15 protein-coding genes are annotated in these 17,526 nt (G+C 46.9%); 1 reads left to right on the top strand and 14 read right to left on the bottom strand.

Features of this window, described 5'->3' with window-relative positions; genetic code table 11:
* Positions 1-104: 104 nt before the first annotated feature.
* The 6 genes from HZB61_04750 to HZB61_04725 form a co-directional block, all read right to left on the bottom strand.
* Positions 105-944 carry a YicC family protein gene (locus HZB61_04750; protein ID MBI5055907.1) on the bottom strand — a complete coding sequence of 280 codons (840 nt, stop codon included), beginning with the start codon at positions 942-944 and terminating at the stop codon, positions 105-107.
* Between the two features lie 128 nt (positions 945-1,072).
* Positions 1,073-3,517, bottom strand: a complete 2,445-nt coding sequence (locus HZB61_04745) for an ATP-dependent Clp protease ATP-binding subunit (GenBank protein MBI5055906.1) — start codon at positions 3,515-3,517, stop codon at positions 1,073-1,075.
* A gap of 143 nt (positions 3,518-3,660) precedes the next feature.
* Positions 3,661-4,125 carry a transcriptional repressor NrdR gene (gene nrdR / locus HZB61_04740; GenBank protein MBI5055905.1) on the bottom strand — a complete coding sequence of 155 codons (465 nt, stop codon included), beginning with the start codon at positions 4,123-4,125 and terminating at the stop codon, positions 3,661-3,663.
* 28 nt (positions 4,126-4,153) lie between these two features.
* Positions 4,154-5,401: a serine hydroxymethyltransferase gene (locus HZB61_04735; GenBank protein MBI5055904.1), complete on the bottom strand. Its 1,248-nt coding sequence runs from the start codon at positions 5,399-5,401 to the stop codon at positions 4,154-4,156.
* Between the two features lie 2 nt (positions 5,402-5,403).
* On the bottom strand, positions 5,404-5,853 hold the full coding sequence (gene rpiB, locus HZB61_04730) for a ribose 5-phosphate isomerase B (protein ID MBI5055903.1): 450 nt from the start codon (positions 5,851-5,853) through the stop codon (positions 5,404-5,406).
* A 129-nt stretch (positions 5,854-5,982) separates the two neighbouring features.
* Entirely contained in the window at positions 5,983-7,794 is a 1,812-nt protein-coding gene (locus HZB61_04725) for an APC family permease (protein MBI5055902.1), read from the bottom strand.
* Between the two features lie 285 nt (positions 7,795-8,079).
* Here HZB61_04725 and HZB61_04720 point away from each other — a divergent pair, with 285 nt between their 5' ends.
* Entirely contained in the window at positions 8,080-8,679 is a 600-nt protein-coding gene (locus tag HZB61_04720; GenBank protein ID MBI5055901.1) for a dephospho-CoA kinase, read from the top strand.
* 9 nt (positions 8,680-8,688) lie between these two features.
* Here HZB61_04720 and HZB61_04715 read toward each other — a convergent pair whose 3' ends face one another.
* The 8 genes from HZB61_04715 to pdhA all read right to left on the bottom strand — a co-directional run bounded on the left by HZB61_04715 (position 8,689) and on the right by pdhA (position 17,208).
* Positions 8,689-9,954, bottom strand: a complete 1,266-nt coding sequence (locus HZB61_04715) for a sensor domain-containing diguanylate cyclase (GenBank protein ID MBI5055900.1) — start codon at positions 9,952-9,954, stop codon at positions 8,689-8,691.
* 11 nt (positions 9,955-9,965) lie between these two features.
* Positions 9,966-10,790, bottom strand: a complete 825-nt coding sequence (locus HZB61_04710; GenBank protein MBI5055899.1) for an HDOD domain-containing protein — start codon at positions 10,788-10,790, stop codon at positions 9,966-9,968.
* Between the two features lie 66 nt (positions 10,791-10,856).
* On the bottom strand, positions 10,857-11,768 hold the full coding sequence (locus HZB61_04705; protein MBI5055898.1) for a sugar kinase: 912 nt from the start codon (positions 11,766-11,768) through the stop codon (positions 10,857-10,859).
* A gap of 105 nt (positions 11,769-11,873) precedes the next feature.
* Positions 11,874-12,557, bottom strand: coding sequence for an acetate--CoA ligase family protein (locus HZB61_04700; protein ID MBI5055897.1), 684 nt, complete (start codon positions 12,555-12,557; stop codon positions 11,874-11,876).
* 7 nt (positions 12,558-12,564) lie between these two features.
* Entirely contained in the window at positions 12,565-13,902 is a 1,338-nt protein-coding gene (locus HZB61_04695; GenBank protein ID MBI5055896.1) for a CoA-binding protein, read from the bottom strand.
* Complete coding sequence (locus HZB61_04690) at positions 13,895-15,061, bottom strand: 2-oxo acid dehydrogenase subunit E2 (protein MBI5055895.1); 1,167 nt, start codon at positions 15,059-15,061, stop codon at positions 13,895-13,897. The genes HZB61_04695 and HZB61_04690 overlap by 8 nt, the downstream gene beginning before the upstream one ends.
* A gap of 50 nt (positions 15,062-15,111) precedes the next feature.
* Positions 15,112-16,074: an alpha-ketoacid dehydrogenase subunit beta gene (locus HZB61_04685; protein ID MBI5055894.1), complete on the bottom strand. Its 963-nt coding sequence runs from the start codon at positions 16,072-16,074 to the stop codon at positions 15,112-15,114.
* A 72-nt stretch (positions 16,075-16,146) separates the two neighbouring features.
* Complete coding sequence (pdhA, locus tag HZB61_04680) at positions 16,147-17,208, bottom strand: pyruvate dehydrogenase (acetyl-transferring) E1 component subunit alpha (GenBank protein MBI5055893.1); 1,062 nt, start codon at positions 17,206-17,208, stop codon at positions 16,147-16,149.
* Between the last annotated feature and the right edge of the window lie 318 nt (positions 17,209-17,526).

Raw genomic sequence — 17,526 nt, 5'->3', positions numbered from 1 at the left:
CTTTGATCTGTCATTCCGCTTGATGAGGAAGCCGGGTCGGTTTTTATTAAGGATTCCTGTTTCTGCGGGAATGACCACTTCTACGCTGTTTAAGGATTCACAATCTACTGCAAGTTCTGTATCTGTTCCTTTATCTTTTCAATCTCGTGCTTCATTTCAATAGTATTATTCGTAACTTCAACATCGTTTGTCTTTGAGCTTATTGTATTGACTTCTCTCCTCAATTCCTGGACAAGGAAGTCCAGTTTCTTCCCCACGGTATCACCGCCGGACTTCAACATATCTTCCATATGGCTCAGATGGCTCTTTATCCTTACGATCTCTTCCGTGATATCTGCCCTCTCAATAAGTATAGCGGCTTCCTGCACCAGCCGCGACTCGTCAATTGCCGTGTCTGCCAGGAATTCCTTCAGCCTGTCATGCAGTTTTTGCTTTGTATCGGCTATAGTTTTATTCCTAATGTCTTCGATCTGACTTGTATATTTTTTTAAAAGCTGCGCCCTATCAGCAACATCCTCAAGAAGGTTTTTGCCTTCCTCAATACGCATTTTTTTAAGCTCCTCTAAAGCGAGCTTCACTGCTTCATTAAGCTCATTGGTCCCGGCATCTTCCTCTTCCATGCAAAAGATGTCCCTGTATGACGCAAGGACATTAATATTTATGTCTCCCGCTATTGACAGCTCGTCTTTTAAAGACATAAGCGCGTTGTAATATCCTTTGGCAAGAGACTTGTTTATCTTTATCTGGACCGTATCAATTTCTGTTTTTGTAATGTATATTTCAATATGCCCCCGGTTAAACATTTCCTTGACCATCTTCCGCATATCATTTTCATACTGATAAAAAAACGATGGCAGCTTGATCTGGATATCAAGATTTTTGTGATTGAACGAACGGGCCTCAGCTTTGATAGCTCCGACGACCCCTCTTCCATAACCTGTCATTGATTCCGGTAGCATAGAGATTTATAACTATTAGTTTCAAAAATTAAAGTATAAAAATGTAAGTGTATATAATACTCAAGCTGGACGGAATAAACAAGATGAACAGAAGGTGAATTTAACCGGACTGATTAATTATGAGAGGAAACCAATGCCTCTACGTCGCTTTCAACAAACGTGACGGCATCGTTCTCAAGAACGACCTTGACCTTTTTTACATCTTTGAATCTGCCCTTGAGGATTTCTTCGGACAGAGGATCTTCTATATATCTCTGGATGGCCCTTCTCATCGGCCTCGCCCCGTAAGAAGGCTGGTAGTTTTTATCAATCAACCAGTCTAAAACTTCGGGGCTAAGTTCAATTGCTATATCCTGGTCTATAAGCTGCTTGTTAAGCTCGGTTATAAGCAATTTTATAATGTTCTCCAGGTTCTTCTTCTCAAGCGGATGGAAGACGACTATATCGTCAATCCTGTTCAGGAATTCAGGATTAAATCTGTTTTTCAGTTCATCGAGTACCGCGTCCTTAATTTTCTTATACATATTCTTGGAAGTTGTCTGCTGAAAACCGAGTGGTGTTGCGTTCTGGATGAATTTGGTGCCGACGTTGGACGTCATTATAATTACAGTGTTTTTAAAATCAATCTTCCTGCCCAGGTTATCGGTAAGAACGCCTTCATCAAGCACTTGAAGTAAAATGTTAAAGACATCGGGATGCGCCTTTTCTATTTCATCAAAAAGAACGACTGAATACGGTCTCCTGCGGACGGTTTCTGTTAATTGTCCGCCCTCTTCATAACCGACATATCCGGGAGGCGCTCCTGTTAACCGTGATACGTTGAATCTCTCCATGTATTCCGACATGTCTATTTTGACAAGGGCGTTCTCGTCGTTAAAAAGAAATTCCGTCAACGCTTTTGCAAGCTCTGTCTTTCCAACGCCTGTCGGGCCGAGGAAGAAAAATGAACCGATCGGTCTCTTCCTCGCCTTCAATCCCGCGCGCGACCTCCTGATCGCCTTTGCAATGGCCTTTACTGCTTCATCCTGCGCAACAATCCTCTTATGCAAATCATCTTCCATACGAAGGAGCTTCTCTGATTCCTTTTCCTCAAGCTTGGCAAGAGGGATGCCCGTAATCTTTGATACGGTAAATGAGATGTCATCCTCAGTAAGGGTCGGAGTATCTTTCTGCTGATTGTCGCGCCAGTTTTTATAGAGGTTGTCGTACAGTTTTTTAATCCTGTCCTCTTCGCTTTTTACAGAGGCGCCTTTTTCAAAATCATGGAGCTTTACATAAAGGTTCTTTTCTTTATTAAGCCGCTTCAGTTCTTTCTCAAGTTCGCGGAGTTCGGGAGGCATTGTAAAACGTTTAAGTTTTATCCTCGCCCCGGTTTCATCCATTACGTCGATCGCCTTGTCAGGGAGGAACCTTTCCGCTATGTATCTGTCCGAAAGGTTAACGCATGCCTTGACAGCCTCAGGCGCAATTTTTACCTTGTGATGCAGTTCATATCTGTTTTTCAGCCCGTTGAGTATGCTGACGCTCTCTTCTATCGATGGGGGCTGCAGATATATCGGCTGGAAACGTCTTTCAAAGGCGCCGTCTTTCTCAATATATTTTCTGTATTCGTCAGGTGTTGTTGCGCCGATACATTGAATTTCGCCTCTTGATAAAGCAGGCTTAAGCATATTTGAAGCATCAACTGAGCCTTCAGCTGCGCCTGCGCCAATAAGGGTATGGAGTTCATCTATAAAAAGTATTACGTTGTCGCACTGTGAGATCTCTTTCATCACAAGTTTGAGTCTTTCTTCAAACTGTCCTCTGTATTTCGTGCCGGCGATTAATGCGCCAAGATCCAGACTGACGATTCTCTTGTCAATCAGATTTTCAGGTATATCTTCCGCAACGATCCTCTGCGCAAGTCCCTCAACAATAGCTGTTTTGCCGACGCCAGATTCCCCGATAATGACCGGATTGTTTTTCACCCTTCTGCCTAAGATCTGCAATACCCTTTCTATCTCATTCTCTCTGCCAATGACGGGATCGAGCTTTCCTTCTTTTGCAAGTTGTGTTATGTCCCTTCCGAATTCATCCAGGGCAGGCGTATGTGTTTTTCTGTCCTTTGCGGAGGATTGCGTTTTACGTGTAGAAAGATTTATTGCAAGTTGTCTGACCGCAAGGAGATTGGCGCCGAGACTTCTGAGAATTTTACCGGCAATGCCCGACTCCTCCCTGATTAATCCTATAAGGAGGTGTTCGCTTCCGATATAGCTGTGCCCCAGCAGTCTGGCCTCTTCAACTGCGAGTTCAAGCACCTTTTTGGCCCGTGGAGTAAACGGAATGTCGCCGAAGGTAAGAATGTTTGAACCCGTAGGCAGGTTCCTTTCAACTTCCATGCGCAACTCTTCTGCGGAAAGTCCCATCTTTTTGATGATGACCATTGGAAGGCTTTCTTCTTCTCTAAGAAGACCAAGGAGGAGGTGTTCTGTTCCGAGGTAGTCATTTTGCCGTTTTTCGGCTTCTTCGCGGGCGTAGATTATTACTTTTCTGCCTCTCTCTGTAAACTTTTCGAACATTTTGGACTCCTGAAATTAATATAGCTTTTCCCTTGGTGATTGTCAAGGTAACGGAAAGCTTCTTTATGATAGTATTCGGACAAACCAGACAAAATATTAAATACAAATTTTCCGGGGAGATTTATTGAAAAAGGCGGACGCTCTTAAATCTTTTTTCTGTTATAGACAATGTCTTTAATTTCCTGCATAAATTCTTTTATGTCCTTGAACTGCCTGTACACCGAGGCAAATCTGACATATGCCACTTCGTCAATTTCTTTAAGACCGTTCATTATCTGTTCTCCTATGAGAGTGGTCGGTATCTCTTTTTCTCCAGATGCAAGGAGATTTTTCTCTATGTTTGCCGCTAATGTCTCGCGGTCTTCCACGCTGACAGGCCTTTTTTCACAGGCCCTTTCAAGTCCCTGAAGTATCTTTTGCCTGTCAAACAACTCTCTCCTGTTGTCTTTTTTTATAACATGGGGAAGGATGTTCTCAATCTTTTCGTAGCTTGTAAAGCGCCCTTCGCATTTCAGGCATTCTCGTCTGCGCCTTATGCTGTCGCCGTCTTTACTCTGCCTTGAGTCAATAACCTTATCTTCTATATGTCCGCAAAAGGGGCACTTCATTTATTAAACCTTTGAGGGGTTCCGAAAATTATTCTTCCATATCCTCATAAACGGGAAATTTCCTGCACAATGCTTTGACCTTGTCCCTTGTATGACTGATAACGGTACTGTCCTGAGGGGCCTCCAGCACCTTTGAAATAAGATCGGCAATAACGACCATCTCCGGCTCTTTCATCTTTCTGCTTGTGACAATCGGGGTGCCGATCCTTATGCCGCTTGTTATCGTTGCAGGCATAGCGTCATGAGGTATCGAATTTTTATTTACAGTGATCCCCGCTGAATCCAGCGCGGTCTCTGCATCTTTACCGGTGATGTTTTTTCCAGTGAGGTCTATGAGCATCAAGTGAGTGTCCGTGCCGCCGGATATAATTTTGAATCCTCTGCTTACAAGTGCTTCAGCCAGTTCTTTTGCATTCTTGATGATCTGAAGTTGATAGCGCTTGAATTCGTCGGTCATCGCTTCTTTAAATGCAACTGCCTTTGCCGCAATGACGTGCATAAGCGGGCCGCCCTGTAATCCGGGGAAGACCATCTTATCAATCGCCTTTGCATATTCCGCCTTGCACATTATCATTCCGCCCCTCGGCCCTCTAAGCGTCTTGTGAGTGGTGGTAGTGACAAAGTCCGCATAGGGCACAGGTGAAGGGTGATTGCCTGTTGCAACGAGTCCGGCAATATGGGCTATGTCGGCAAGAAAATACGCGTCAACCTCTTTTGCTATTTCGGACAAGGTGTTGAAATCAATTATCCTTGAGTATGCGCTTGCGCCGGCAAGGAGCATTTTAGGTTTATGTTTCTTGGCCAGCTTTCTTACCTTGTCGTAATCAATCAATCCGGTTTCTTTTTCCACGCCGTACGAAAATGTTTTATAGATAAGCCCGGAGAAATTTACCTGAGCGCCGTGGGACAGATGCCCGCCGTGGCTGAGGCTCAAGCCGAGTATTTTGTCTTTCGGTTTTAAAACTGAGAAATACACAGCCATATTGGCCTGCGTGCCGGAATGAAGCTGAACGTTGACGTGCTCTGCGCCGAACAGTTCTTTTGCCCTTTCGATGGCGAGGGATTCAACTATGTCTGCGTATTCGCAGCCTCCGTAATAGCGCCTGTGCGGATAGCCCTCAGCATATTTATTGGTAAACACGGAGCCCTGCGCCTCAAGCACCGCCCTGCTCGCGTAATTTTCCGAAGCGATAAGGACTATCTTCTCCCTCTCGCGTTTGATTTCTTCCACGATAGCGTTATAAATTTCAGGATCGCTCTTCTTCAATTCAGTCATCCTCATTTGCACAGCCTCGATTCAATCGCCTTTATTTTATCAAGCCTTCTTTGATGGCGCGCGCCTTCAAAAGGAGTTGTAAACCATACCTTAACTATTTCAGACGCGGTTGGACCGTCTATAATCCTGCCGGGCAGCACCAGTATATTAGCGTCATTATGCAGCCTGCTCATCGTAGCGGAAAACGCCTCACTGCACAACGCGGCCCTGACCCCGGGGAACTTATTTGCGACAATCGACATCCCGATCCCTGTGCCGCAAATAAGAATGCCTCTTTCCATTTTGCCGCTTGACACTGCTTCAGAAACCCGCTCGCCGAAATCGGGATAATCAACAGACTCCTCGGTCTTTGTGCCGAAGTCTTCCCATTCGATGCCAAGCTCTTTTAATACCGGGGTAATCTCATTTTTCATGGCTACCCCTGCGTGGTCACAACCTATTGCTATTTTCATTTATACCTCAGAAGTGATTGAATTGTTAATTAGAATTATCGATTCTATTTAGCTGCTAAATATATTCTAAAAGTAGATTATATTATCAGCCTTATGGAGGTAAGTCAAGGATATGATTGCCTTTGAAAATCACCCCTTCAGGTGTAGAGGCACGCTCGTAGACACCACTCCTTTCTTAAAGAGAATAATGCCTTTCAGCAGAAGCGCTGTCTGGTTATGGAGGAGGTGATGCCACCACTTCTGCGGCACAAACTCCGGCAGTATGACGGTAATGATGCCGTCTTTATATCGTTCACGAATCCCGTCTATGTAATCCATCAGAGGCTCAATCACAGAACGGTATGGTGAGTGCAGGACCACAAGCGGGACTCCCATGCCGTAAATCTTCCATTTAAGCTGCACTCTCTCCATCTCCGCGGTATCAAGGCAAATATAAACCGCGACCACATCATCTGACAGCGCCTTGGCATATTTAATCGCATTCAGCACTGCCTTCTGAACTCCCGACACGGGGATCACAACCGAATGGTGGGTGTATTCCTTTACTGCGCCAACGCCTTCAAGAGAAAGCTGTTCGGCAACGGAAATATAATGCTGATGTATTTTATGTGTCAAAAAAACGAGACCGGGTATCGCGATTATCACGATCCATGCCCCATGCATGAATTTTGTTGAAGCAATGATAACAAGGACGACTGCAGTTGTAAACGTGCCCAGGCCATTTATTATGACGTTCTTAATCCATCCCTTACCTTTGAACTTGATCCAGTGCCTGACCATCCCGGCCTGTGAAAGGGTAAATGCCGTAAAAACCCCGACGGCATAAAGCGGTATAAGAGCGTGTGTATCGCCTCTGAAGATCACGATAAGAATGATAGAAAAGAACCCGAGGATGAGTATTCCGTTTGAGAAGACTAACTTGTCTCCCCTGCTGCTTAACTGTCTCGGCATGTAACGGTCGGATGCCATGATGGATGAAAGCCTTGGGAAATCCGCGAATGAAGTGTTGGCTGCAAGGATAAGTATTAAAGACGTTGAAAACTGTATTACATAATAAATTATGCCCTTCGAGAACACCGCCCTCGCCACCTGTGACAGCACGGTCTCGTTCTCATTCGGCATTATTCCGTAGTGGTCCGCAAGAAAAGTTATTCCCATGAAAAGCGAGCCGAGTATCAAGGCCATCCAGATAAGAGTGACACCGGCATTCCTTGACTCCGGCGGCTTAAACGCCTGAACGCCGTTTGCCACAGCCTCTATGCCGGTAAGCGCAGCGCAGCCTGAAGCAAACGCCCTCAGGATAAGAAAGACCGGCAATATATTTGCAGACGCTTCTCTGAATTCAGGCGCAGGCGGATGAGGCATACCGAAATACTTCGACATGCCCATCCCTATCAGAATAAACAGCGAACCTATAAAAATATATGCAGGAAGGGAAAATATCTTTCCTGATTCCCTGACCCCGCGCAGGTTGCCGATCATTACGAGGGCGATGGCAAAAATGCATAATGCGATTTTATGATTCTGGAGCGCCGGGAAGGCTGATGTTATCGCCGCGATACCCGCTGAAACGCTGACTGTGACGGTCAGCACATAATCGATAAGCAAAGAAGCGCCTGCGACAAGACCGGGATATGTGCCGAGGTTGTCTTTGGCAACTATATACGCGCCGCCGCCGTTTGGATAAGCATGGATCGTTTGGAAATATGACATGGCGACTATTGCGATAAGCGCTGAGATTCCAACTGCGACAGGCATCGAATAATGAAGCATCGCGGTCCCGGCAAGTACGAGGGCAAAGAGTATTTCTTCTGTCGCATAAGCCACGGACGACATGGCGTCTGATGAAAATACCGCCAGCCCGGTCGTCTTTGTCAGGCGCTCGTGCTTTTCCCTGATGGTCTCGATCGGCTGTCCGATGAGAATGTTTTTGAGAGACATTTCTCCTCCTTCGGGGCAAGCGGAGGGAAATAAAAAAACCGCCAGGCAGCGGTTTTCATTTCAGACCTATGCCCTTCCAAATGCCTGCGAGGTTAGCTGACGGGCTCGGGCCTGGAAGTGCCCTATCCATTTCTGGAATACGCCCCAATTTTATTGGGTCCCCCGCGTCCCCTCTTTGAGAGGACTTCGGCTGCTATGTGACTTTAAATTACTCCCCTTAAGACTGTTTGTCAAGAGGTGTGAGATACGGCGAATTGAGAAGCGGTATTTTGTTATAATCCACATATGCCGACCATTGGACTCACTGGAAATTTCGGAATGGGGAAGAGCACTGTACTGCAGTTGTTCAAGAAACATGGGGCATACACTTTCGACATTGATAAATTCGTCCATGACATCCTGAAAAAACAGGAGACGATAAAAAAGATCGCCCGCGCCCTTGGTGAAGAAGTCCTGATAAAAAAGTCTTCCGGTATTTCATTGAACAAGCAGCGTGTGGCAAAGATCATCTTTGCGGACCCTGAGAAACGGAAGGCAATAGAAAAAATAATTCACCCGCAGGTCCTGAAGACCGTGAAAGAGACAGAGTCAAAGATATCGAAGAAAAATCCTTCCGCGTTAATCGTCTTTGAAGTCCCCCTCCTGTTTGAGGCCGGCTATGAAAAACACTTTGATAAAACCGTTGTCGTTTACTGCAGAAGAGATCTGGCCATAAGCAGGCTGACCCGCAAAGGGTTTTCAGAAGACGAGGCGCTCAAAAGGCTCCGCGCCCAGATGGCAATCAGCAGAAAAAGAAAATTCGCGGACTTCCTTGTAAATAATAACGGGAACGTGTGTGATGCGGAGAAACAGGTAGAGCGGATTTATGAGCAACTTACTCTATAGGTCTTGAAATTACTTTATCTTCTTTTTCTTCTTCGATTTGTACAGGTCATCATCTGCGGCTTTAAAGACTTCCTGATGTTTTTTGAATTTTTTTGTGATGGAGTGGGCGATGCCGATGCTGACGGTGGGTGTCGGTTTCACAGGACCGTGATTTACTTTGGCGAAACTTTCATGTATGCGCTCCGCAAAATCGTGCGCGCCTTTTTGATCGGTCTCAAGCAGGATGTATCCGAATTCATCGCCGCCGATGCGCGCGATAACGTCGCCTTTTCTCCCTATGCCCTTTAAGGATTTTGCAAACGATCTGATGACCTTGTCACCGGCCAGATGCCCGTAGGTATCGTTGACAGGCTTCAGATTATCGAGGTCTATCAGGAGCAGGGAAAAATGTTCGTTATACCTCGCGGACCTTGAGAATTCCTCTTCAAGCCTTGTGAAGAAAAACCGCCTGTTGTACAGGCCGGTAAGCGGGTCCTGGACCGCTAATTTTTCGAGCTTCCTGTTCTTTTCCGTCAGCTCGGATGTTTTGTCTTCTATCTGTTTTCTCAGGTCATCATTCCAGTGGGCTATCTTGTTATGAAGCATTGCAAGCATTATCATCTGAGAAACGAAATTGGAAAGGATGACCATAAGGTTGATCTTGTTTTCGTCGAAGGCCTCCAGCAGCGGGTGGCTGAAGTTAATCACGCCCAATATTTTTTCATCGCTCTTCAGGGGTATGGACAATAAAGATGTTATCTCAACGCTCATGTTGAATTGTTTGAAACGGGGATCATTCTGAACATCAGATATAAAAATATATTCTCCCGTCTCCGCGACCTTGCCGGCAACACCTTCGCCTATTTTTATCCTTCTGCCTTTTTTCCAGTTCTTCGAGATATACTTGTCGCCCCTTCCCCTGCCCGCCATTAATATCAGGTGTTCGTTGTCGGTGTCTTTCAGCATGATCGAGCAGTTTTCAAATTCAAGCTCCTGGGCGAATATCTCAAGTGTTTTTTTGCATAACGTATAAACGTCCTTTACTTCCTCTTCGATCTTGCCGACCTTGATCAGGGCTGAAAGCGCCCTTATGGACATGTCATAAAATTTTTCCGTGCCGCTTAACGCCTGAAGATATATCCCGGAGTAATTTTTATAGGCCTTTGCCTTCTCAAGCTCTCCATGGATCCTTATTGCAAGTATTTCCTCTTCAGCGGAAAGGCCGGTAAAGGAATCCGGGATGCGCGACCCCTTCACTATGTCTTCCAGTAATTTTATAAAGGACGGGTTATCCATTGCGTAGTACCTCAGATAAATATTTCACTCTTGATCTCCGCTTCCAGGTCCTTGAGGCCGTTCTCTGAAATCCCGAGAATATCAAGTGAAGCTTTGTCGAAAGGATAATTCGGGTCTTCCTTTGTGGCGCTGAAAATACTCCTGGTAGCTATAAAATCCGCCACATGGGCAAGCGCCGCGAGATTTAAATTCCTTTTTGCTTTTGACGGCGCGTGATGGTACTGCGTGGTATCTAAAATAATGTCGGGCAGATTCCATTTGTCGACCAGCCACGTGCCCATGTCCGCGTGAGTAAAACCGAATACGGCTTCCTCGGCCTCAAGCAAAGACTTCTTCTCTTTGAACATATCCAGCACCCTGCCATAACTTTCAGGGAAATATTTATTCATTATCAAAAACCCTATGTCATGCAGCATGCCGTTGATAAACACGTCCTCGGGAATATCTGAATCAAGTTTCCTGGCCAATGCCTTTGCGGCCGCGCCCACAACCGTGGAATGCTCAAAAATTCTCATGTAGTCGAATATCCCGTTCCGCTTGCCGTCATCAAGGACTGTCATCAGGGATATTCCAAGCGCGATATTTTTAACATTATCGAAGCCTATCCTGACAACAGCATTTTTAATGTCGGTCGTAGGCGTGCCTGTGCCGAAGAACGCCGAGTTGGCGACGCTCAGGACCTTTGCGGATATCGGCGGGTCTTTCCTGATGATCTCTTCAAGCTCATCAGCGGAGGCAAGGTCATTGCTGACGATCTTCAGTATCGCCTGCGCGATTACAGGGATAGTGGGAAGTTTCGTGATCTTTTGTACATGCAATCTTAATGATTCATTCACAGTTATATGCCCCCTGCTTTACTGATAAGTCTCAACGGGAAGGTGAATTATATTCAGAATTACCTGTTATGTCAAATCTTCAAAATGGGTCAGTCCCTTAAATTCCTTAAACCTGTTCTCTATCTCCGAATAATCAAGGCTCTTTATCCTCTCAAGGCTGAAGGCCTCCACGTTGAATGACGCCATAACGCTCCCAAAGATTATCGCCTTTCTGATATTGGTCTCATCAAAATTCATGGTGTTTGAAAGGTAGCCCATGAACCCGCCCGCGAAACAGTCTCCCGCGCCGGTGGGATCGAAAACAGATTCCAGAGGATACGCGGGCGCCGCAAATATTTTATTGCTATTGAACATAAGCGCGCCGTATTCCCCGCGTTTTATAATTAATGTTTTTAGCCCGTAAGAAAGGATCACCTTCGCGGCTTTCACGAGGTTGGGCTCTCCTGAAAGCTCCCTCGCCTCGCCGTCATTTATGAGAAGTATGTCAACCATCCTGAGTGTCTTGATCAGCGATTCCCTCTTCCCACCTATCCAGAAATTCATCGTGTCGCAGGCAACAAGGGCGGGCTTTTTGACCTGGGACAAAACATCTCTCTGCAGATCAGGATCGATGTTCGCAAGAAACACAACCTTTTTGTCCTTATAACTTTCAGGAAGCTTGGGTTTAAATGACTGGAAAACATTCAACTGCGTATCAAGCGTCCGCGCCTCATTCAACTCATACCCGTATTCGCCCTTCCACCTGAAAGTCTTGCCTTCCATTCTCTCTATTCCCTCAATGTCGATCTTGCGGCTCTTTAAAAACATCAGGTGTTTCTCCGGGAAGTCCGTGCCGACAACTGCAACAAGCGAGACATTAGTAAAATAACTTGCGGCGGTGGAGAAATACGTGCCGGAACCGCCTAACACTTCGTCCACTTCTCCAAAAGGTGTTTTCACTGAGTCAAAAGCAACAGAACCTACAACAAGTAAGGACATATTATTACCTCCAGGTTATTATTCTGATTCTTATCGGCTAATAAGGGTTCTAACATAAATGAAACAGTCCGGCCATGTCAAATTCTCACATTCTAAAACAAATCCTCAGGGAGCAAGGGAAACCTTCGCATCTAACACCACGGCCCCGCCGGGATAAAGCGCAACGGGATTTAAGTCTATCTCTTTGACGAAGCCTGAAGAAATTAACTCTGAAACAGTTACAAGAATATTCACGAGACTGTCAATGTCTACCGGGGGCTCCCCCCGATATCCTTCAAGAAGCCTGTACCCTTTGATCTGTTTTATCAGCCAGAGGGCGTCTTCCCTTTTAAGAGGCGCAAGCGCAAATGAAACGTCTTTGAATAATTCCACGAACACGCCTCCAAGGCCGAACATCACAACAGGGCCAAACTGTTCGTCAATAATTCCGCCTGTAATAACCTCAAGTCCCTTTGGCTGCATTTGTTCTATGAGCACACCCTCAGCGCCATTTAAGTCTAAAAGTTCTGCTGCGGATTTCTTTAATTCGTCTTCATTCTTTATCCCGAGCCGGACCCCTTTGACTTCACTCTTTGAAATGATCGTTGAGGAAGAGACCTTGGCAACAAGAGGGTACGGGATATTCACGAGTTTGGAAAGCCGGTCTGCCTGCACTTTGCTGACAAATATTCCTTCCGGCACAGCGATGCCGAGTCCTCTCAAAAGTCCCTTGACCTCATGCTCAAGGAGCACGCCGTTGCCTTCCCTTTTTTCAGCCAGCGCTTTCAGTAAGTCATGTTGAACTTTCATTTATCACCTAATCCAACAACGCCTTCAAGGCCCTTACCGCTCTTTCAGGCGAAGGATACACAGGAACTCTTGTCTGCTCAATGAGCGCAACGAGCTTTGCGGTTATTCCGCTTTCGGCAACGTGCACGACTACGGGTTTTTTATAACTGTCTTTAAATTCCGCAAGCAGCGGCGCGAGCTTTTCTGTTATTCCAAGGACATTCGGCAATGCGATGATAAGAAAGCCGTCATAATCATCCCTCAATTTATTCAGGACGGTTAAATAGTCCTCATCCGTCACCTGTCCGGTAAGGTCCAAAGGATTGTTGATGCCGTAAAAAGGAGGGAACATCTCTCGCAATTCCGCTGCCTTTTGCTTCGGCAATTTCATAACGTCGAACTCCTGCCTCATGCACTCATCAGTGGCCAACACGCCGGAGCCGCCGCCGTTGGTAACGATCAAAACGCGGCTGCCTCTTGATGGCCTTTGATAAGAGACCGCCTTTGCCGAATCAATGAAGTCATCCATATTCGCGGCCTCTCTGATGCCAAACTGCTTCAGGATGGAGCGGAAGACCTCATACCTTCCTGCGAGCCTGCCCGTGTGCGAGAAGGCTGCGGTCTGACCAGTCTGACTTTTTCCGGCCTTGAGTATGATGAGAGGTTTTCGCTTCGACACCATCTTTGCCCTGTCGATGAACTTTCTTCCATCGCCTACAGACTCTATATATGAGATCACAACATCTGTCTGCGCGTCGTTTGCAAGATATTCAAACAGGTCGGATTCGTCTATGTCCACCGCGTTGCCGTAAGTGACCGCCTTTGACACGCCCACGTTCGCTGACTTCATCGCGCTCATGAGGCAGCTTATCACCGCGCCGCTTTGTGAGACCATGGCCACGTTGCCCTTTCCGGGCCTGAGTAGTCTGTCTGTCGGGAGGAAAAATGTATCGATGCCGGCATAAGGGTTGTAAAGGCCCATGCAATTAGGGCCAAGTATCCTGACCCCTGCCTCCCTGCCCGCCTCTTTGACTTCATTCTGAAGTTGAGATGCGCCGACCTCTGAAAAACCCGACGTGACCACGATGACTATCTTTGTCCTGCCACTGAGCTGTTTCAGGAGCTCAACGACTTCGGAGGCGGGCCTCATTATAATAGCGAGATCGATCGTGCTGTCTATCTCTTCAACAGACGGGTAAGCCTTCACTCCCATCAGCTCGGAGTATTTTGGATTGACGGGATAGACCTTCCCCTTGTATTGGAGCAGGTTCTTCAGAACTATACCGCCCAGCTTCTTTTCAGAATGGGCCGCTCCGATCAACGCTATGGATTTGGGATTAAAAAGTGAGTCGAGCAATTTAAGCACTCTCGATGAACAGCAAGTCCGGGTCTTCGAGATAAGATTTCACCTTTGTTAAAAATCTTGACGCGTCTACTCCGTCAGTCACCCTGTGATCGAAGGTCAGCGACAGGGGCAGTATTTTCCGAATAGCAATCTCGCCGTGAAAGACCCAGGGCTTTTCGGAGATCCTGCCGGTGCCGAGGATCGCTACGTCGGGATAATTTATTACAGGCGTGGCAAAGGTCCCGCCGAAATGCCCGTAGTTTGTTATGCTGAAGGTGCTGCCCTTCATCTCATCTAATTTAATCTTTCTGTCCCGCGCCTTCACGCTCAGCTCCTGTATCTCACGCGCAAGCTCAAGGATCGTCTTTTTATCCACCTCTTTTATCACCGGCACCATAAGCCCGTCAGGAGTATCGACTGCAACGCCGGCGTTGAAATATTTTTTCACCACTATCTCGTTTCTCTCCTCATCAATTGAGGCATTCAAAAGCGGATGCTCCATGAGGGCGTGCTGGACAGCCTTTATGAAAAATGGCATGAAGGTCAAATGAATACCCTTTTCATTCAGCGCCTTCTTTTCCCTCTCCCTGATATCCCATAAACCCGTGATGTCCGCTTCTTCCATACCTGTTACAAAAACGGTTGTGCGCTGCGCTGTTGCGAGGTTCTTTGCGATGGTCCTGCGCAGGCCTTTAAAAGGAAGCCTCTGCACCGGGCCGTACTGGTCCTCTGCCGGGGCGGATTTCTCCGTGACCTTCATGACATCGTCTTTTGTAATGCTCCCGCCAAGGCCGGAACCTTTGAGAGCTTCCAGATTTACATTAAGCTCCTTTGCCAGTGTCCGCACCGCGGGAGTTGCCAGTATCTCTTTTTCCTCGGCCTCAGGAAGCGACCCGACAACTGACGTGGATTTTCTCGGAGCTTCGGAAAAGGCCTCGCTTTCTTCAGCAATGGTCATCAAGACCTCTCCGACCTTGACGATCTCCCCTTCCTCCTTCCTGTAGATCTTAACAACACTACCTTTCTTAGGAGAAGGGACTTCAACTACCGCCTTGTCCGTTTCTATCTCAAGCACCACCTGATGCTCTTCCACTCTGTCGCCTTCCTTTATCTTCCACTCGCGGATCTCGCCTTCCGTAATTCCCTCTCCCAAATCCGGCAATACAAAATCAAACGGCATATCCACTCCTCTTTTAGCTTATGGCTTATAGCTGTCAGCTATAAGCTAAATCAATATTTTAAAATCTCCTCAACAGCCTTCCTGATCCTCGAAACATCCGGCGTATAATAATCTTCAAGCTTTGCCGTAGGCATCACAACATCATAGGCGGTGACCCTCATTACCGGGGCCCTCAGATAGAGCATCGCATCCTCTGCTATTGACGCCGACAGCTCCGCGCCGAACCCGCAGGTCTTTGGCGCTTCGTGAACGATGACCACCCTCCCCGTCTTTTTAACGGAATTATAAATTGTCTCCTCGTCAAAGGGGCTGAGCGTCATCATGTCTATTACCTCAGCGTCATAACCTTCCGCTGCCTGTAGCGTCCTGTGAAGCATGCTGCCCCATGCGATTATAGTTACGCTGCTTCCTTCCCGCGCAATTCTTGCCTGTCCAAGCGGAATTGTATACTCACCCTCCGGCACTTCTTCTTTTATCATGCGATACAATCTCGCGGCTTCAAGGAATATAACCGGGTCGGGGTCTCTGATCGAAGACATGAGAAGCCCTTTTGCGTTATAGGGCGTTGATGGAACGACAACCTTTACTCCCGGTGTGTGACAGAATAAAGCCTCGGTGCTTTCTTCATGATGTTCAGGCGCCTTTATGCCGATGCCGTACGGCGTCCTTATGACAAGGGGGCAGGAAAATCTCCCCCTTGACCGCGCGCGCACCCTTGATGCGTGCGACAATATCTGGTCCAGCGCGGGATAGATAAAGCCCATGAACTGTATCTCGGCAACGGGTTTTAAACCGTAAACCGCCATGCCGATTGCCGCCCCGACGATCCCGGATTCAGCAAGCGGAGTGTCAATGATCCTCTGCGCGCCGAACCGGTCATACAATCCTTCTGTAACGCGAAAGACCCCTCCGTCCTTTCCCACGTCCTCGCCGAGTATGACGACGCTGTCATCCCTCTGCATCTCCTCTTTCAGAGCAAGGTTTATCGCCTGGACCATGTTGAGTACCGGCATTTTTATTTATCCCTCATCTGTATATAAAATTATGAGTTGTTCTTTCACCCATTACGTTTTACGCATTACGCATTACGATTCAACTTCCTTCATCTGCTTCATCTGTCTTAATGTTAAATTCGTATATGTGTACGTAAACATATCTTTCGGGTCCGGGTCTTTTGTTGATTCTTTTTCCCTGACCTCTTTTTCTATGATCTCTTTTGTCTTCTCTTCGATTTCTTTTCCGTACTGTTCCGACCAGAGGCCTTTCTTTTCCATGAACAGTTTCAGTCGCAGGAGAGGGTCTTTCGATTTCCACGCATCAACTTCTTCCTGCGAGCGGTACCTTTTGGCGTCATCCGCCGTGGTATGGTCCGACATCCTGTACGTGACACATTCGATGAATGTCGGCCCTCCGCCCTGCCTCGCCTTATCAACGGCCTCTTTCGTCGCTTTGTAAACAGCAAAGACATCGTTGCCGTCTACCTGAATGCCGTCAAAGCCGTAAGCATACGCCTTCTGCGCGATGGTCTTTGAGGCGGTCTGCTGTTTCAGCGGAACGGATATGGCCCAATGGTTGTTCTGGCAGATAAATACTACGGGCAATTTCATAACGCCTGCCATGTTCAGCCCTTCGTGGAAATCACCTTTTGAGGTGCCGCCGTCGCCGAAATAGCTGACAACCGCGATCTTGTCTCCTTTGTATTTCGCCGCAGCCGCAGCGCCTACGGCATGAGGGATTTGAGTTCCCACGGGCACACAAACGGGAAAGATGTTTAAGTCATCGGGGACCCTTGAGCCTCTTTCATCCCCGGACCAATATTGAAGAAGCATACGCGGCGGATATCCCATCGAGAGGTAAACGCCGGATTCCCTGAAAGACGGGAATATCCAGTCTGACTTTTCAATTGCCAGCGCGCTTCCGACCTGCGACGCCTCTTGTCCCAAAACAGAGGCGTACGTCCCTATCCTGCCTTCAGCGTGGAGGTTCAGGGCATAACGGTCGAAGGTCCTCAAAAGTATGAACAGCTCGTACATCTTCTTTATCAGGTCGTCAGATAAAGCAGGCATGAGCGGTCCATTCGCCTCGCCTTTCTCATTAAGAATATCGAGGCGTCTTATTTGAAATGACTCTATTATCTTTTCCGGCATAAGGTCTGTCCAATCTTATTCAGAAATTATCTTTCATTCGCACGTTAGTTAAGAAAAACCACGGAGACACTGAGACACAGAGAAAAAATTCCAAATTACAAATATTGAAAATTGCGATTTGTGCTTATTTTCTTATCTCAGTGCCTCCGTGTCTCTGTGGTTATTCTTTATTTAACTTCACTACTGTCCGGTTAAGAATCGAATAGATTCAACTGGTTTTGATTTTCGGTTATATTGAAACCATAATTGGAATACTGAACTATTTGTTGTAAAGGCATTTTTTCGAAAAGAGTAACTGACAGAATCTGTAATAAAGTA

Source organism: Nitrospirota bacterium (assembly GCA_016214845.1).
Classification (GTDB): domain Bacteria; phylum Nitrospirota; class Thermodesulfovibrionia; order UBA6902; family UBA6902; genus SURF-23.
Note: the sequence above shows the minus strand (reverse complement) of the source record. Positions and strands in the feature narration are given on the sequence as shown.